Origin of the sequence: Pectobacterium versatile (genome assembly GCF_003932035.1) — a bacterium.
Classification (GTDB): domain Bacteria; phylum Pseudomonadota; class Gammaproteobacteria; order Enterobacterales; family Enterobacteriaceae; genus Pectobacterium; species Pectobacterium versatile.
This window is the reverse complement of sequence record NZ_CP034276.1, coordinates 1,846,549-1,860,268: the sequence shown is the minus strand read 5'-3', so window position 1 is coordinate 1,860,268 and position 13,720 is coordinate 1,846,549. Positions and strand designations below refer to the sequence as shown.

17 protein-coding genes are annotated in these 13,720 nt (G+C 52.4%); 7 read left to right on the top strand and 10 right to left on the bottom strand.

Annotated elements, in window-relative coordinates:
- Window positions 1-89 precede the first annotated feature (89 nt).
- The 3 genes from EIP93_RS08320 to EIP93_RS08310 form a co-directional block, all read right to left on the bottom strand.
- On the bottom strand, window positions 90-572 hold the full coding sequence (locus EIP93_RS08320; protein ID WP_040030778.1) for a cold-shock protein: 483 nt from the start codon (window positions 570-572) through the stop codon (window positions 90-92).
- Between the two features lie 161 nt (window positions 573-733).
- A complete protein-coding gene (locus EIP93_RS08315; RefSeq protein ID WP_125232556.1) occupies window positions 734-2,170 on the bottom strand; it encodes a glycoside hydrolase family 1 protein in 1,437 nt (478 codons plus the stop codon).
- A 212-nt stretch (window positions 2,171-2,382) separates the two neighbouring features.
- Window positions 2,383-2,838 carry a helix-turn-helix domain-containing protein gene (locus EIP93_RS08310; RefSeq protein WP_040030942.1) on the bottom strand — a complete coding sequence of 152 codons (456 nt, stop codon included), beginning with the start codon at window positions 2,836-2,838 and terminating at the stop codon, window positions 2,383-2,385.
- 66 nt (window positions 2,839-2,904) lie between these two features.
- Between EIP93_RS08310 and EIP93_RS08305 the strand changes: the two genes are divergently transcribed.
- From EIP93_RS08305 to EIP93_RS08295, 3 genes are all read left to right on the top strand, one after another.
- Entirely contained in the window at window positions 2,905-4,140 is a 1,236-nt protein-coding gene (locus EIP93_RS08305) for an MFS transporter (RefSeq protein WP_125232555.1), read from the top strand.
- A gap of 168 nt (window positions 4,141-4,308) precedes the next feature.
- Window positions 4,309-5,508, top strand: a complete 1,200-nt coding sequence (locus tag EIP93_RS08300; protein WP_125232554.1) for a multidrug effflux MFS transporter — start codon at window positions 4,309-4,311, stop codon at window positions 5,506-5,508.
- Between the two features lie 52 nt (window positions 5,509-5,560).
- Window positions 5,561-6,154, top strand: coding sequence for a flavodoxin (locus EIP93_RS08295; protein WP_119158537.1), 594 nt, complete (start codon window positions 5,561-5,563; stop codon window positions 6,152-6,154).
- 67 nt (window positions 6,155-6,221) lie between these two features.
- Here the strand turns inward: EIP93_RS08295 and EIP93_RS08290 are convergent, their stop codons facing one another.
- Together EIP93_RS08290 and EIP93_RS08285 are read right to left on the bottom strand one after the other, a co-directional pair.
- On the bottom strand, window positions 6,222-6,857 hold the full coding sequence (locus tag EIP93_RS08290) for an NAD(P)-dependent oxidoreductase (protein ID WP_107333072.1): 636 nt from the start codon (window positions 6,855-6,857) through the stop codon (window positions 6,222-6,224).
- A 119-nt stretch (window positions 6,858-6,976) separates the two neighbouring features.
- Complete coding sequence (locus EIP93_RS08285; RefSeq protein ID WP_039540880.1) at window positions 6,977-7,402, bottom strand: DoxX family protein; 426 nt, start codon at window positions 7,400-7,402, stop codon at window positions 6,977-6,979.
- Between the two features lie 89 nt (window positions 7,403-7,491).
- Between EIP93_RS08285 and EIP93_RS08280 the strand changes: the two genes are divergently transcribed.
- A complete protein-coding gene (locus EIP93_RS08280; RefSeq protein ID WP_125232553.1) occupies window positions 7,492-7,884 on the top strand; it encodes a winged helix-turn-helix transcriptional regulator in 393 nt (130 codons plus the stop codon).
- Window positions 7,885-7,899: 15 nt separating this feature from the next.
- Here the strand turns inward: EIP93_RS08280 and EIP93_RS08275 are convergent, their stop codons facing one another.
- On the bottom strand, window positions 7,900-8,238 hold the full coding sequence (locus EIP93_RS08275) for an ArsR/SmtB family transcription factor (protein ID WP_103862011.1): 339 nt from the start codon (window positions 8,236-8,238) through the stop codon (window positions 7,900-7,902).
- Between the two features lie 52 nt (window positions 8,239-8,290).
- Here EIP93_RS08275 and EIP93_RS08270 point away from each other — a divergent pair, with 52 nt between their 5' ends.
- Window positions 8,291-9,295: a threonine ammonia-lyase gene (locus EIP93_RS08270; protein WP_125232552.1), complete on the top strand. Its 1,005-nt coding sequence runs from the start codon at window positions 8,291-8,293 to the stop codon at window positions 9,293-9,295.
- Window positions 9,296-9,332: 37 nt separating this feature from the next.
- Here EIP93_RS08270 and EIP93_RS08265 read toward each other — a convergent pair whose 3' ends face one another.
- From EIP93_RS08265 to EIP93_RS08255, 3 genes are all read right to left on the bottom strand, one after another.
- On the bottom strand, window positions 9,333-9,635 hold the full coding sequence (locus EIP93_RS08265; protein ID WP_010298722.1) for a helix-turn-helix domain-containing protein: 303 nt from the start codon (window positions 9,633-9,635) through the stop codon (window positions 9,333-9,335).
- Window positions 9,636-9,639: 4 nt separating this feature from the next.
- Window positions 9,640-9,993 (bottom strand): type II toxin-antitoxin system RelE/ParE family toxin, encoded by a 354-nt coding sequence (locus tag EIP93_RS08260; RefSeq protein WP_044203475.1) that lies wholly within the window; start codon window positions 9,991-9,993, stop codon window positions 9,640-9,642.
- 226 nt (window positions 9,994-10,219) lie between these two features.
- Entirely contained in the window at window positions 10,220-10,660 is a 441-nt protein-coding gene (locus tag EIP93_RS08255; RefSeq protein ID WP_125232551.1) for a winged helix-turn-helix transcriptional regulator, read from the bottom strand.
- A gap of 102 nt (window positions 10,661-10,762) precedes the next feature.
- Between EIP93_RS08255 and EIP93_RS08250 the strand changes: the two genes are divergently transcribed.
- Complete coding sequence (locus EIP93_RS08250; RefSeq protein WP_125232550.1) at window positions 10,763-11,374, top strand: NAD(P)-dependent oxidoreductase; 612 nt, start codon at window positions 10,763-10,765, stop codon at window positions 11,372-11,374.
- Window positions 11,375-11,537: 163 nt separating this feature from the next.
- Window positions 11,538-12,377, top strand: coding sequence for a glutathione-dependent disulfide-bond oxidoreductase (yghU, locus tag EIP93_RS08245; protein WP_010298718.1), 840 nt, complete (start codon window positions 11,538-11,540; stop codon window positions 12,375-12,377).
- A gap of 45 nt (window positions 12,378-12,422) precedes the next feature.
- Here yghU and EIP93_RS08240 read toward each other — a convergent pair whose 3' ends face one another.
- A complete protein-coding gene (locus EIP93_RS08240; RefSeq protein WP_103941182.1) occupies window positions 12,423-13,679 on the bottom strand; it encodes a multidrug effflux MFS transporter in 1,257 nt (418 codons plus the stop codon).
- Between the last annotated feature and the right edge of the window lie 41 nt (window positions 13,680-13,720).

Genomic DNA, 13,720 nt, shown 5'->3' with positions numbered 1-13,720 from the left:
GGTGAGTTTGGAGGGGTCTAGCAGAAACAATGCCGAAATTCTGCTTATGCATGACGCAGGATTTCGGCACTGAGTCAGTCCGAATGATTTCAGACCTTGAGCAGTTTCACCGTGGCATCCACGTCGATCTCATCTTCCGAGAAGATTAACGTCGTTCCCTGGAAGGTAGTGATTGCCAATTTTTTCAGGGAGCGCATGTCACCAGGTTTAGTGGCTGACTTCGGCCTGATGCTACCCATCAGAGCCCCCACAGACAGCACCGTATTTTCTTTATCAATGCGAATATCGGCAGGCACTTCTTCACTGTAAACCAGATAAGATTTGATCGACGTGAGCTTAATGCGCTCGCCCGCGATATAGATGTATTTGCTTTCCGGTACCACTTTCACAGCATAAGCTGACAACCCCTTGTTATTCGTCGTGGGTTCGAAAGTGACCGCCGCATCTTTCTTAATCAGATCGGGGTTGGCGACCTTAATCACATGAAAATACCGGTTCTCACCGTTTTCATCTTTGATAAATCCAAAGCCCTTATCTTTAAACCAGGTTGTGATCGTTCCGTTCATCGCCATTACCGCCTACTTAATCGTTTATCTACTCAGTTTTTGCAGCGCGCAGTGTAAAGCACAATGCCTGCGCAGACTACGTCTTTGGGTTAAGTATTGATGATAAATTTCGGGTATGCGAAGGAACATTCCCGATGCCAATTCCCTCAGCATCGGGAAAGATCCATTTAGCTGACATCACCACCGTTAGTGGCAATCACTTTCTGATACCAGTGGAACGATTTCTTCTTATAGCGGTTGCCGCTACCGGAGATCGTGTCATCCAGATCGACGTAGATAAAGCCGTAGCGTTTGCTCATCTCGCCGGTAGACATGCTGACCAGATCGATGCAGCCCCACGGGGTGTAGCCCATCAGTTCGACGCCGTCAGCAATCGCGTCTGCCATTGCTTCAATATGCTGACGCAGATAGTTGATGCGATAGTCATCGGCGATATAGCGATCTTCATCTGGCTTATCCACCGCACCCAACCCGTTTTCGACGATAAACAACGGCTTTTCGTAGCGGTCGTACAGTTGGTTGAGCGCAATTCGCAGCCCCACGGGATCAATTTCCCAGCCCCACTCACTGGCTTCCAGAAACGGATTACGCGCCCCGCCCAGTAGGTTGCCGTGGGCTGCCGCCGCATCCGGGTCAGTTTTGTAGGTGGTGGAAGACATGTAGTAGCTGAAGCCGATATAGTCGACGGTGTGCTGTTTAATCAGCTCCAGATCCCCCGGCTGAATATCCAGCGTGACGCCCAGCGACTGCCACAGGCTTTTCGCGTAGTAGGGATATTTCCCGCCCGCCTGCACATCCGCGCAGTAAAAGTTAAATGACTGAGTCTCTTTCAGCGCCGCCAACTGATTGATGGGGTTACAGTCATAAGCGTAGTTAGTGGCAAACAGAATCATGCAGCCAATCTGGATCTGCGGATTGGTCTCATGCGCAATTTTCACCGCCAGACTGCTGGCAACAAACTGGTTATGCCACGCCTGGAACTTCGCCTGTGGCTCCAGTGCGCCGGTTTGTACCGTCAGCCCCTGACTCATGATTGGGAAATGGGCAGCACTATTGATCTCGTTAAAGGTCATCCAGTACTTCACTTTGTGGCCGAAGCGCTCCAGCACCGTGCGGGCAAAACGCTCGAAGTGACCAATTAACTCACGGTTTTTCCAGCCGCCGAAGACGGTGGCAAGATGCAGCGGCATCTCATAGTGAGAGATCGTAATTACGGGCTCAATGCCGTGGGCGATGCAGGTATCAATCACCTGTTCGTAGTGACTCAGCCCCGCTTCATTGGGCTGCAGCTCAACGCCGTTCGGGTAGATGCGCGTCCAGGCAATAGAAAAGCGATAGCATTTGAAGCCCATCTCGGCAAACAGCGCAATATCCTCACGAAAGCGATGATAGTGATCGATGCCTTTATGGTTAGGATAGGTGTAACGCTGTTCATCCAGCGTGAAGTCAAACGCGTCGGAAGCCACGATGTTTAAACGCGCTTTACCACCGGGAATAGCATCCACAATCGACAACCCTTTGCCGTCGATATTGTAGGCCCCTTCGACCTGATTCGCTGCAGTTGCCCCGCCCCACATAAAGCCGTGCGGAAATCTTTCGCTCATGGCACTTATCCTTTATCAATGCTGATTATTTATCGATGATGATTCTTTAATGTGGTGGGTCTGCCTGATGTTGATTTGATTCAGCGCGGCCCGAATGGCAGAAATTCTAGAGGAAAAAAGAGGACATGAACAGCAATAAGAAACCGGTTGCATATCCGGTGTATGCGGGTCCGCCAGCATAAGAACATTCGCCACGGCCAGCGGATTGCGCTTTATTTTTTCGTCTTCTGAGGCACCTTTCGCGTGGCTGATTTACGCGTTTTATCCTGAATCTGGCCCCTTCGATGCGTGGTCTCAACGAGCTTCCTGAACGTCGGACACTCCATATGCGATGGCGCAGAACAGTCGGCGACGTGCCGCAGCGTGTCGCGCAATATCGTCAACTCATGGATTTGCCGATCGATGTCGTCGGCCTTCTGATGCAGCGTGGTGCGGGGCAAATCCGGCATCCCATCCTTGTTAAACATTCCGGCGATTTCTTGCAGTGAAAACCCCGCCGATTTCCCCATCGTAATCAGCCTGAGTTGCAGCAGCACGTCAGCAGGAAACTGCCGCCGGAGCCCATTCCGGGACACCGAAGCAATCAGCCCAATCTCCTCGTAATAACGCAGCGCGGAAGGCTTGATCCCACTCTTCTCTGCGATTTCACCTATATCCAGAAATTTCATGCTTGACCTCAAGTCGACTTTAATTCGTAGCATGCTCTGGAACCCACATTCTGACAAGGATAAAAAATGACAATTAACCAACCGGACGAACCAGATCAGGCCAAACCGGGGATCACCCTCACACTGGCACTCGCAATACTGTCGGCTTCTCTGGGAACAAGTATTGCCAATATTGCCCTTCCGACGCTGACAGCGGTATTTTCAGCGCCCTTCGCGCAGGTGCAAGCCGTTGTCATCGCCTATCTTGCGGCCATGGCGCTTTCGGTTGTGATCGCGGGTCGCCTTGGCGATCGCTATGGGCTGAAGCCCGTGTTCATCACAGGTCTTGGGCTCTTCGCCATCGCTTCGCTGCTATGCGCCATTGCCCCCCAGCTGTGGCAACTTATCGCGGCAAGAGCACTTCAGGGGATCGGCGCGGCCTTCCTGATGACGCTCGGCATGGCACTGCTGAGGCAAACAGCCGGTGAGAAGCATGTCGGGCGAGCAATGGGGATAGTGGGAACAGTATCCGCACTCGGTACCGCGCTTGGCCCTTCTGTCGGAGGGTTCCTTCTTGCGATAGCAGGATGGCGTAGCCTGTTCTGGATACAAATCCCGCTGGTCACGATCGTTCTTTTCATGGCCTTTACTCTACTGCCAGCCACGCAGGTGAAGGAAAAAGCGTCGCACTCAGGGGGATTATCGTTGCGGAACACCACGCTGCTGTCGAATCTCACGATCAATGCGGCCGTCACTGCCGTTATTATGACGACGCTAATCGTCGGCCCCTACTATCTTGGCCTAGGTCTTGGACTGAAGGAAACGCTGGTGGGATTGGTGATGGCCATTGGCCCTGCCGTTGCGACCTTTAGCGGGATTCCATCAGGGCGACTGGTTGATACCTGGGGGTTTAGACGGGCTCTCACCGCCGGACTCTCTCTCGTGGTTACTGGCACCTTTATGCTGGCGATCTTGCCCAATCTGCTCGGCGTCACGGGATACATTCTTGCCATTATTGTCCTGACACCGGGCTACCAGCTCTTTCAGGCGGCCAACAACACCGCCACCCTTGCCGAGGTTCCCGGGAACCAGCGCGGTACCGTCTCTGGCCTGCTTAACCTGTCGCGCAATATTGGGTTGATCGCCGGTGCCTCGATCATGGGGCAGGTTTTCGCTTTAGGGGTCGGAACGGAAGACTTTACCCATGCTGCACCTGCTTCCCTCGCGAATGGCATGCAGCTCACCTTCTTTCTGGCTGGCGCTATGGTGCTTGTCGCCATCGCATTTACCCGACTACCAAAGTGGAAACAGGCCGCCCGATAACAGATCAGACATGCACCTTTTGAATTCGGGGCGCCGGCGCCCCTTTCCCGCTATAAATCACCAATGATTTATGAGCGTCATTCATAACGTCTATCCAGTCGCGCACGATTATCACGGGGCGTAATCCCGGTAAGATAATCCAAAGAATGTAAAACCAAACGGACAGATATGACTCAAGTTCAGACGCGCCCAGAAAAAACGTCAGGGCTATTTTTTATTGCCATTCTCAGTGCACTGATGGCGTTTACCTCTTTATCGACAGACATTTATTTACCGGCTATGCCCATCATGGCGAAGGATTTACAGGGGAATGCAGAGCTAACCATCACCGGCTTTTTAATCGGCTTTTGCATCGCACAGCTGATTTGGGGGCCGTTAAGCGATCATCTGGGTCGCCGAATACCGCTGTTTATTGGTATGGTCCTGTTTATCATTGGCTCCGTCGGCTGCGCCCTGTCTACGGATATGCCGCAGATCGTTTTTTGGCGTATCTTTCAGGCACTGGGAGCATGTACAGGCCCAATGCTGGCTCGTGCTATGATTCGCGACCTCTTTAGCCGTACCCGTGCAGCGCAAATGCTCTCGACACTCATGATCGTGATGGCGATTGCGCCGATTGCCGGGCCGCTACTCGGCGGGCAATTGATCAAAGTGACATCATGGCATGCCATTTTTTGGCTGCTGGCGGTGATTGGCGTCGCTATGCTGATTTCATTACGCTGGCTGCCCGAAACGTTACCCGAAGACAGGCGGGTGAAAGCGTCGTTGCCCAGCGCCTTTCGCAACTATTATGCCCTGCTGACGAACGCGAACTTCATGCGTTTCACCTTATGCCTGACGTTCTATTATGTTGCCGCCTACGCCTTTATTACCGGCTCGGCCTTTGTCTACATCACCTACTTCGGTATCGATCCACAGCATTACGGCTGGCTATTTGCGCTGAATATCGTCGGCGTGATGGGCATGAGCGTGGTAAACCGCCGTCTGGTTCAGCGTTATCCGCTTGAGAAGCTGCTTAAATTTGCCGTGCTGATCGCAGCCGCCGCATCGTTCATTCTGGCTATTGGCACGAAACTGCATATCGGGGGAATAATTCTGATTGTGGTCTCGGTGTTCGTGTTCTTTTCGATGAACGGCATCATCGCCGCAACGTCAACAGCCGCCGCACTTGATGCGGTGCCAAACATGGCCGGTTCAGCGTCAGCATTAATAGGGTCGCTACAGTACGGCAGCGGCATTATCTCCTCCTTACTGCTTGCGCTACTGAGCGATGGGACGCCGTGGACCATGGCGTGGATCATCGCCTTGTTTACCGCAGCCAGCGCGGTAATCGCACTCACCACACCAGTCACGAAGACAGCCAGTTAGCGAGTAACACATCAAACTTGTCCATCATCGGAACGATAAGGAACCTGAGGCCATGACTGACGAACATGATTCCACTCGAAGGATGCTGATTACCGCATTGGCAGGATTAACGCTGGCGAACGTCGCTTTGCCGTCCACTGCTGCCGACGCCAGAAATAAGCCCATCAATAGCCGAATTTTGGTCGCGTACTTTTCCAGAAGCGGTAATACGCGGGTCATCGCAGGCGTAATTCATCGCAGCCTGAAAGCCGATCTTTTTGAAATTGAGCCTGCGAATCCCTACCCAGAGGATTATTTTCAGACCGTGGCGCAGGCAAAAGACGAACGTGACCGCGAAATAAGACCACCATTAAAAAATGACGTCGCCAATATCGAACGCTATCAGACGATTTATTTAGGTTTCCCCATTTGGGGGACAACCGTTCCTCCTATCGTGCAAACCTTTCTTCGTTCACATAACCTGACAGGAAAAATACTCATTCCTTTCATTACCCACGGGGGATACGGCCTCGGCAACAGTGAGGATATTCTTGCCGCCCTGACGCCAGGGAACCGATGGAGAAAGCCACTCGTCATTGAATGCGATCAGGAAAGAAAGACAACAGAAACAGTCACCCACTGGTTAGACACGATCCAAACCGGCTGATTTGGACGAATAATGAATCAGAAGCAATGCGACTACATTCATGCTGGAGCAATAATCTAGACGTATTTCATCCGGTGCTAATTCCCGGTGCCATGTTTATAAATTGTCCATCCAATAGCTGATCGAACATGAACGTCGCTACTTCTTCCCGGGATAACATCATGGTGTGTTTGGTCTTACCATAAAGCCCCACGTTGAGGTAACTCGACGCAGGATTATTATTAAGAAAGGCGACGCGGACCAACGTCCAATCTAATTCCGAGGCGCGGATTGTTTTTGCGAGAGCAATAATGTCCTGATAAGCGCTCGCCATCATTATTTTGATCAACCATGCAGGCAACCGAATTCTCCAGTCCGAACCGTCGTCTGGGTCAGCCGCCGTTCCGGTCGATATAGCAATCAGGCGGGTGACATTTTCCTGTTTCATCACCGTAATAATGGATTGCATCGCTCGGGTAATCGGTAACGCTTTAGGGTGCTTGAATGCGGTTGGGCCAAGCGCGGACAACACAGCATCTGCACCCTGAATCGCATTTTTCAGCGCTTCTTTGTCAGTGAATTCACCGCGAATAACACGGACGTTTGGATCGTCAAATAAAGAACCTGTGCGCGCAAACACCGTCAGTTCAATTCCACGTTTAAGGCCTTCGGCGATTAAATAACGCCCTGTTTTCCCCGTCGCGCCGAACAATGTCACTTTCATGTTGCACCTTTATGTATTTATCAAAATGAATAACCAAGATGTGAAATGTCAAAAAACAAGGCTGCCATCGGCAGGTAAGCGAGTCAGTAATAACCGACGGCTTACCAGACTCAGACGCTTCAGTGCGCGCTCCCCTGTCCGCTGAACGTCAGGTGTTGCCCCGCGATAACGCCGCCATAGGGTGAAGAAGTATCGTGCGCAGTATTTTGGGTGGTAAATGAAACGAGCAAAAAGACCAGCCCCAGTCCTGCGGGTAATGCGCCGCTAGGTTTGCGCACGCCAATATGCGCAATAGCCGAAAGAAGCAGATGAAAGAACATGCCCGCATAGGCCAGATCGCTGAGCGGCACGCTAATGCGGGAGAGGATGGTAGCGACAGCGAGGAGCTTCACTGCGGTGAGGATCGGCACAAGATAACCGGGATAACCAAAATTAATTATGGTCTGGCGAACCCACTCCCTTTTGGTGATATATATCGTCGCTGAGGCGATATACAGCAGTGACAACAGTGCGGTACTGATCCAGTAAATATAGTGTGCTTGCATGACATTTCCTCAAAGGTGTTTTCCAACGTTGGTGCAGAATGTCTGCTAACATGAATTACCGCAAGTAGGATGAAATAGTGATGGTTAGTATGGAAAATAAGACTAATGGCGATCCTGAGATCAACATGCACGAGGAAATGCGCCGTGCATTTGGGCTGCTGGCAGGCAAGTGGAAACTAGAAATTATGTGGCTGCTCAATCAACGGATTTATCGCTTCGGAGAGCTCCGAAAAGCGATACCCGGCATTACGCAACACATGCTGACGGCCCAACTGCGCGAGCTGGAAACGGATGGTCTGGTATCTCGCACCGTTTTCGCGGAAGTGCCTCCACGTGTCGAGTATGAAATTACGGATAAGGCTCGCGGGCTTGGGCCGACAATGCAGGCGTTAACCGCATGGTGGATAGAATACGGCCAAACGGTGCCCGTCAAACCTGCTGCGCGGGGACGCACAGCCAGGCCAAAATCGCAGGGAAAGTAATAATTTTAGCGCCCTTTACTGCTGACGAGAGGCGAGCTTTGCAAGCTCAGATAATGCGGTGGTTGCCTCGTCTAAGCGCTCAGGGACGAGTTTATAGAACACCCAGTTTTTGATGCGTTTCGATGTGACAATTCCGGCTTTCGATAGATATTGAAGATGGCCGGTGACAGTCGGCTGACTCAGGCCGATCTTCTCAGTGATAAACCCTACACACACCCCGTCCTTAACCAGATCGCCATCCTGCTGTTCTGGGAAATGTGCCCGAGGATCGGCCAACCACTCCAGAATGATGAGCCGCTGTTCATTGCCGAGCGCCCGTAATAGATCGGCCGTTGTCGTTGCCTGCTTGTTCATATAGCCAAATACCTATATAGTCATTTCCATATACAGCTGATAGAGAAATACTATGACAGACCAATATCAAAGGGCAACCGACTCTGTAACGTTGAAGGACATTTATGCTGCGTCTCAGCAGATCAAAGCAACAATAAGCAGAACACCGCTAGATCACTCGCAGGAATTATCCGCTCTTGTTGGTGCAGAAATTCGACTCAAAATGGAAAACCTCCAGCAGACCGGTAGCTTCAAACTACGGGGGGCAGCAAACGTTCTTGCCAATCTGGATGCAGAACAGCGCCGCGTTGGCGTCATCGCCCCAACGGCAGGAAACCACGGGTTAGGGCTCGCCTATGCCGGGCAGGTCGCGGGCATCCCCGTAACCATCTTTTTGCCACGCGCGGCAGATCCCATGAAAGTCGCAGCCATGAAAGGCTGTGGTGCGCGTATTACGTTCTTTGATGACATAGAAGACGCGCGGCAGGCGGCGATAGTGGCTGCACAACAGTCTGGTGCCACCTTCGTTTCGGCCTACGATAACCCACAGATGATTGCAGGCGGTGGAACCGTCGGTCTTGAGATTATGGAAGACTGGATGGATGCGGAGATCATCCTGGTGAATATCGGCGGCGGCGGGCTGGTCTCAGGGATTGCGACAGCGGCCAAAGCAATCAACCCCGCTATCGAAGTGTGGGGCATACAAAGTGAAGCGAGTCCGACGTTCGCTCGCTGGAAAGAAGCCGGTGAAACACTTCCCGTCGATCTGGCTCCCTCCATCGCCGAGGGCGTCAGTGGCTACATAGAGCCCAGTGCAATGACCTGGCCACTGGTTCGTGATCGCGTCGATCGCGTGCTCACCGTCTCAGAAGACGAAATCAAAGCCGCGATGCGATCAATGCTCGATCTGCATCGCCATGTTGTCGAACCTTCTGGGGTACCTGTCGTCGCGGGAGCCATTCGCTACGCGAAAGAAATTGGCGGACGCAAAACCGTCTGCGTCGTCACCGGCAGGAACATTTCGGGGTCACGCTACCTAACGTTGCTTAATGAGGCGACAGCCGACGTAAACCGGTAGAACAAGCGCCTCTTTGCTGGGTAACCTGCGGGAGGCGCTACAGCATAAATTCGTAATGCGAGCCGTCCGGCAGTTCAACATCAAGACGTAGCTTACTGCCGGTCGCTTCGACATAGCGTTTAAGCGTGGAAAGTTTCAGATCTCGGCCGGGTTTCTCCATTACCGCCACGGTCGGCTGTTTTAACCCAAGCACCTGTGCCATTTCTACTTGCGTTTTTTGCACCCTCTCACGCAGTTCAGCGAGATGAATATTGAGCAGCATCTCTGTCGCTATAGCGTGAGCATCGACCACAACCTCTGGTTTTTCATCCGCAAGAAGCTGTTCCAGCGTTCTGCCCATAGCATTACTCCCTCTTCTCTGATTTTTTCAGATAATTTGTTAACTCCCGCTCAGCAAACGGGAGCATCTCATCGTAAAAGCGCTTTTCATTGCCGGACTTATTGCCCGCGCAGAGCAGGATCCCTGTACGATGTGGGTCGAAGGCAAAAAATGCCCGTATCGGCGTTCCTCGGCTCTGAATACGCAGCTCTTTCATGTTGCTATAACGAGAACCTTTAACCGTATCGGCATAAGGTCTAGATAACATTGGACCTTTTTCCCGCAACACGATAAGTGCTGCAAGCACGCAAGCTCGATCCCTATCGTTTAAGGCGCTGAACCAGCTATCAAACACGTCCGTCGTTTCAATTCTCCACACAAATCCTCCTTATAAATATAGATCACACCCTATATAGATGAAAAGCTATAATTCAGATTATGAAGCGACAGCAGAAGATATGCACAGGTCAGTGAGAGAAATCGGAAGGCGAATTCCAATACTTCTATGCAGATGAAATAGCATTGCCAACACCGTGCGAGCAAGGTCGCACAATGAGGTGATATTTAGATTGGAGAGAGCAATTGATTAAGAGTCAAATGGCCGTTCAAGCATTGTTTTGTCTGGCCTGACGGCGAGAGCGGCAAATTTCGGCATGGTTCTTATCAGCCCACTGAATCAACAACTGCATGGGTTGCAAAAAGGAGTGCCCTAATGGCGTCAGCGTGTATTCCACGCGCGGGGGAACTTCCGCATAGATCGTCCGATGTATGAACCCATCAGCTTCGAGTCGTTTTAGCGTGCGTGACAGCATCTGACGCGAAATATCGTCGATATGGCGATTTAATTCATTAAAACGCAGCGTCTGTTGCGCCAGCGCTTCTAGTATTAACAAACTCCACCGATCGCCGATGCGATCCAGCACATCACGGATCGGGCAAGGATGATCAAACGCGGAATCGTTGGGGTTTTCCGCTGGCGATGTTTTTTGGCTAACCGCGTCATCGTTGAGGGTGTCATTAGTCATTGTTGTGTGACCTGGTTGCATACCGGTGACTTCTTGTGGAGAGAAAGTCGGGAATGTACCATCCAGATTCTCTATAGTCTATTTTTGTTACTTAGTCCCAAAACAAGAGAATAAGGAGTTCACATGTCACATATCGCTCTCATTGGCGCTTCAGGCGATGCCGGTTCACGCATTCTTAAAGAACTATCGGACCGTGGACATACGGTCACCGCCATCGCACGCTCGCCAGAAAAAATTGCTTCACTGCCGAACGTTACTGCTAAGCAGGGTGACGCACTGGACAAAGAGGTTCTCGTCGCATTATTCAAAGGACATGACGTCGTGGTCAGCGCCGTTAAATTTGGTTCGTCCGATCCGACTACCCTGATTGCAGCCGTTAAAGCCGCAGGCGTGAAACGCTATCTGGTCGTCGGCGGCGCGGGAAGCCTTGAAATTGCACCCGGCCAGCGCCTGATCGATCAGCCAAATTTCCCTGATGCTTATCGTCCTGAAGCCTCTCGCGGCGCAGCCTTCCTCGACTTGTTAAAACAGGAAAACGATCTTGATTGGTCGTTCCTCTCACCGTCCGCCGAATTTGTTCCGGGTCAACGCACCGGCACCTTCCGCCTCGGCAAAGACACACTGCTGAGTCACGATAAAGGCAGCAGTATCTCCTTCGAAGACTATGCCGTTGCGCTGGTTGATGAAATTGAAAACCCGGCACACACTCGTCAGCGCTTTACCGTCGGCTATTAAGCCTTGACGGCGATCCGTACATTGATTTCTTCCCTCAGCAATGTGCGGATCTCGCGTTATACCCTAAATAAGTAGAGATAGAACAGAACGGTATCAGCGAGCCGCGTGAGTTTGTTATGGTGTTGACTTAACTCGCTCTCTTTTCATGCATAAGGAGATTTGAATGGCTACGTCCCCAACCTATGTGCCGCCAAAAGTCTGGCAGCCCGCCTCTTCCGGCGGTGCCTTCGCCAATATTAACCGCCCAATCGCTGGCCCAACGCACGAAAAAGCGCTGCCCGTTGGCAAGCATCCACTTCAGCTTTACTCGCTGGCAACGCCAAATGGCGTGAAAGTGACAATCATGCTGGAAGAGCTGCTGGCGCTAGGCCATTCGGGAGCAGAGTACGATGCCTGGCTGATTAAGATAGGTGATGGAGATCAGTTCTCCAGCGGGTTTGTCGACGTCAACCCGAACTCCAAGATCCCCGCCTTGCTTGACCAAAGCGGCGAAAAACCGGTTCGCGTGTTCGAGTCCGGTTCTATTCTGGTGTATCTGGCCGAGAAATTTGGCGCACTGCTGCCGAATGACCTCGCCACGCGCACCGAAACCTTGAACTGGCTCTTCTGGCAGATGGGCTCAGCCCCTTACGTTGGTGGTGGGTTCGGGCACTTCTACGCCTACGCGCCGGAAAAATTTGAATACCCGATCAACCGTTTCACGATGGAAACCAAGCGCCAGTTGGATGTGCTCAACCGTCGACTGGCAGAGAGCCGTTATCTGGCAGGTGACAGCTACACGATTGCCGATATCGCCGTCTGGCCGTGGTACGGCGGGCTGGTACAAAACGCGCTTTACTCCGCCGGAGAGTTCCTATCCGTACACGACTATACGCATGTGATTCGTTGGGCTGACGAGATTGCCGCTCGTCCGGCAGTGATTCGTGGTCGCAAGGTCAACCGGACCTGGGGCGAAGAATCTGAGCAGGTCGCCGAGCGCCATCAGGCATCTGATTTGGATTAATCTTCTACCGCCTGCCGATCACCGCAGGCGGCATCTCGATTCGCCTTAGTTCCCTTCCCTTTGCGGCGTACCGTTATCTGCCAACGCCTCTTTCGCCGTATCGATATCCACTTGGCGCGAGGCATACCACCAACTCAGCAGTGCCCCTATCGCACAGGCCGTCAATAACATCACTGGCGGAAGCAGCGTGCCGTCATGCACCATCCCCATGATGACGCCCGCAACCCCGCCGAAAACATACTGCAATACGCCGAGCAGCGAAGAAGCCGAACCGGTCTGGCCCGGTGCCGCATTCATCGCCACCGCCACCACATTGCCGAACACCAGACTCAGGAAACTCATGGTCAGGAACAGCAATGCCGTAACAACCCACAGCGACGTCATGCCAGCCAGCAGAACACCGGATAACACCAGCCCTCCCGCAACATGCAGAGCAATCCCGATGGGCAAGATTTGATATTCGCGCCAGCGATTCAGCAGAAAGATATTGATTTGCCCCAGCGCCACCATGCCAAGCGCATTCGATGCAAAAATATAGCTGTAGGTGGTGGGCGACAGGTGGAAATATTCAATAAAAATAAAGGCAGACGCGCCAATGTAGGTAAACAGGCCGCCCATGACAAAAGAGCCGGAAAGCGTATAGCCCATGAATTTTTTCTGCCGCAGTAACGCCGCGTAACCCGTTAAGGCCGACAACATACCGCCACCGACGCGCTCACGCCGTGGCAGGCTTTCCGGCACCCAGCGCCAGGTGGCAAACAGCATCAGCATACCCACCACCGTCAGCACCCAGAAAATGGCCGACCAACCCAGCGAGCCGAGCAGAACACTGCCCAGCGGCGGCGCGATAATCGGCGCTATCGCCATCACCTGCATGAGCAGAGAAAATACCTTTGCCGCATCACGTTCCGAGTACAAATCCGCCACAATGGCACGCGGGATCACCAATCCGGCTGCACCGCCGAGGCCTTGCATCAGGCGGAAGAAGACAAACCACGATAGCGTGGAGGCATGAACGATAAGCAAAGAAGACACGGCAAACAGCACGATACCGAGCAGCAGCGGACCTTTGCGGCCATAGCGATCGGTCAGCGGCCCATAAACCAGTTGCCCAAGCGCCAACCCGATCAGAAAGACAGACAACGAGGTCTGCATTCCCGCCGCATCGGCCCCAATATCCTGCTGGATCGCAGGAAAAGCAGGGAGATACATATCAATCGACATGGCATCAAAGGCACACAGAATGCCTAAAATGCCGATGAGAACAAAACTGCGCGACGCCAGTAAAGACGAATCAGACATCGATAACACCTCAAAAATAGACGACTTAATCATGAAGAACC

Coding starts and splice junctions, on each gene's coding strand:
- EIP93_RS08290 (WP_107333072.1), bottom strand. CDS start 6,857: ATGAAAGTGACATTGTTCGGCGCGACGGGGAAAACAGGGCGTTATTTA.
- EIP93_RS08320 (WP_040030778.1), bottom strand. CDS start 572: ATGGCGATGAACGGAACGATCACAACCTGGTTTAAAGATAAGGGCTTT.
- EIP93_RS08315 (WP_125232556.1), bottom strand. CDS start 2,170: ATGAGCGAAAGATTTCCGCACGGCTTTATGTGGGGCGGGGCAACTGCA.
- EIP93_RS08265 (WP_010298722.1), bottom strand. CDS start 9,635: ATGGGCAGAACGCTGGAACAGCTTCTTGCGGATGAAAAACCAGAGGTT.
- EIP93_RS08280 (WP_125232553.1), top strand. CDS start 7,492: ATGGAAAATAAGACTAATGGCGATCCTGAGATCAACATGCACGAGGAA.
- EIP93_RS08270 (WP_125232552.1), top strand. CDS start 8,291: ATGACAGACCAATATCAAAGGGCAACCGACTCTGTAACGTTGAAGGAC.
- EIP93_RS08310 (WP_040030942.1), bottom strand. CDS start 2,838: ATGAAATTTCTGGATATAGGTGAAATCGCAGAGAAGAGTGGGATCAAG.
- EIP93_RS08300 (WP_125232554.1), top strand. CDS start 4,309: ATGACTCAAGTTCAGACGCGCCCAGAAAAAACGTCAGGGCTATTTTTT.
- EIP93_RS08240 (WP_103941182.1), bottom strand. CDS start 13,679: ATGTCTGATTCGTCTTTACTGGCGTCGCGCAGTTTTGTTCTCATCGGC.
- EIP93_RS08255 (WP_125232551.1), bottom strand. CDS start 10,660: ATGCAACCAGGTCACACAACAATGACTAATGACACCCTCAACGATGAC.
- EIP93_RS08295 (WP_119158537.1), top strand. CDS start 5,561: ATGACTGACGAACATGATTCCACTCGAAGGATGCTGATTACCGCATTG.
- EIP93_RS08285 (WP_039540880.1), bottom strand. CDS start 7,402: ATGCAAGCACACTATATTTACTGGATCAGTACCGCACTGTTGTCACTG.
- EIP93_RS08305 (WP_125232555.1), top strand. CDS start 2,905: ATGACAATTAACCAACCGGACGAACCAGATCAGGCCAAACCGGGGATC.
- EIP93_RS08250 (WP_125232550.1), top strand. CDS start 10,763: ATGTCACATATCGCTCTCATTGGCGCTTCAGGCGATGCCGGTTCACGC.
- yghU (WP_010298718.1), top strand. CDS start 11,538: ATGGCTACGTCCCCAACCTATGTGCCGCCAAAAGTCTGGCAGCCCGCC.
- EIP93_RS08275 (WP_103862011.1), bottom strand. CDS start 8,238: ATGAACAAGCAGGCAACGACAACGGCCGATCTATTACGGGCGCTCGGC.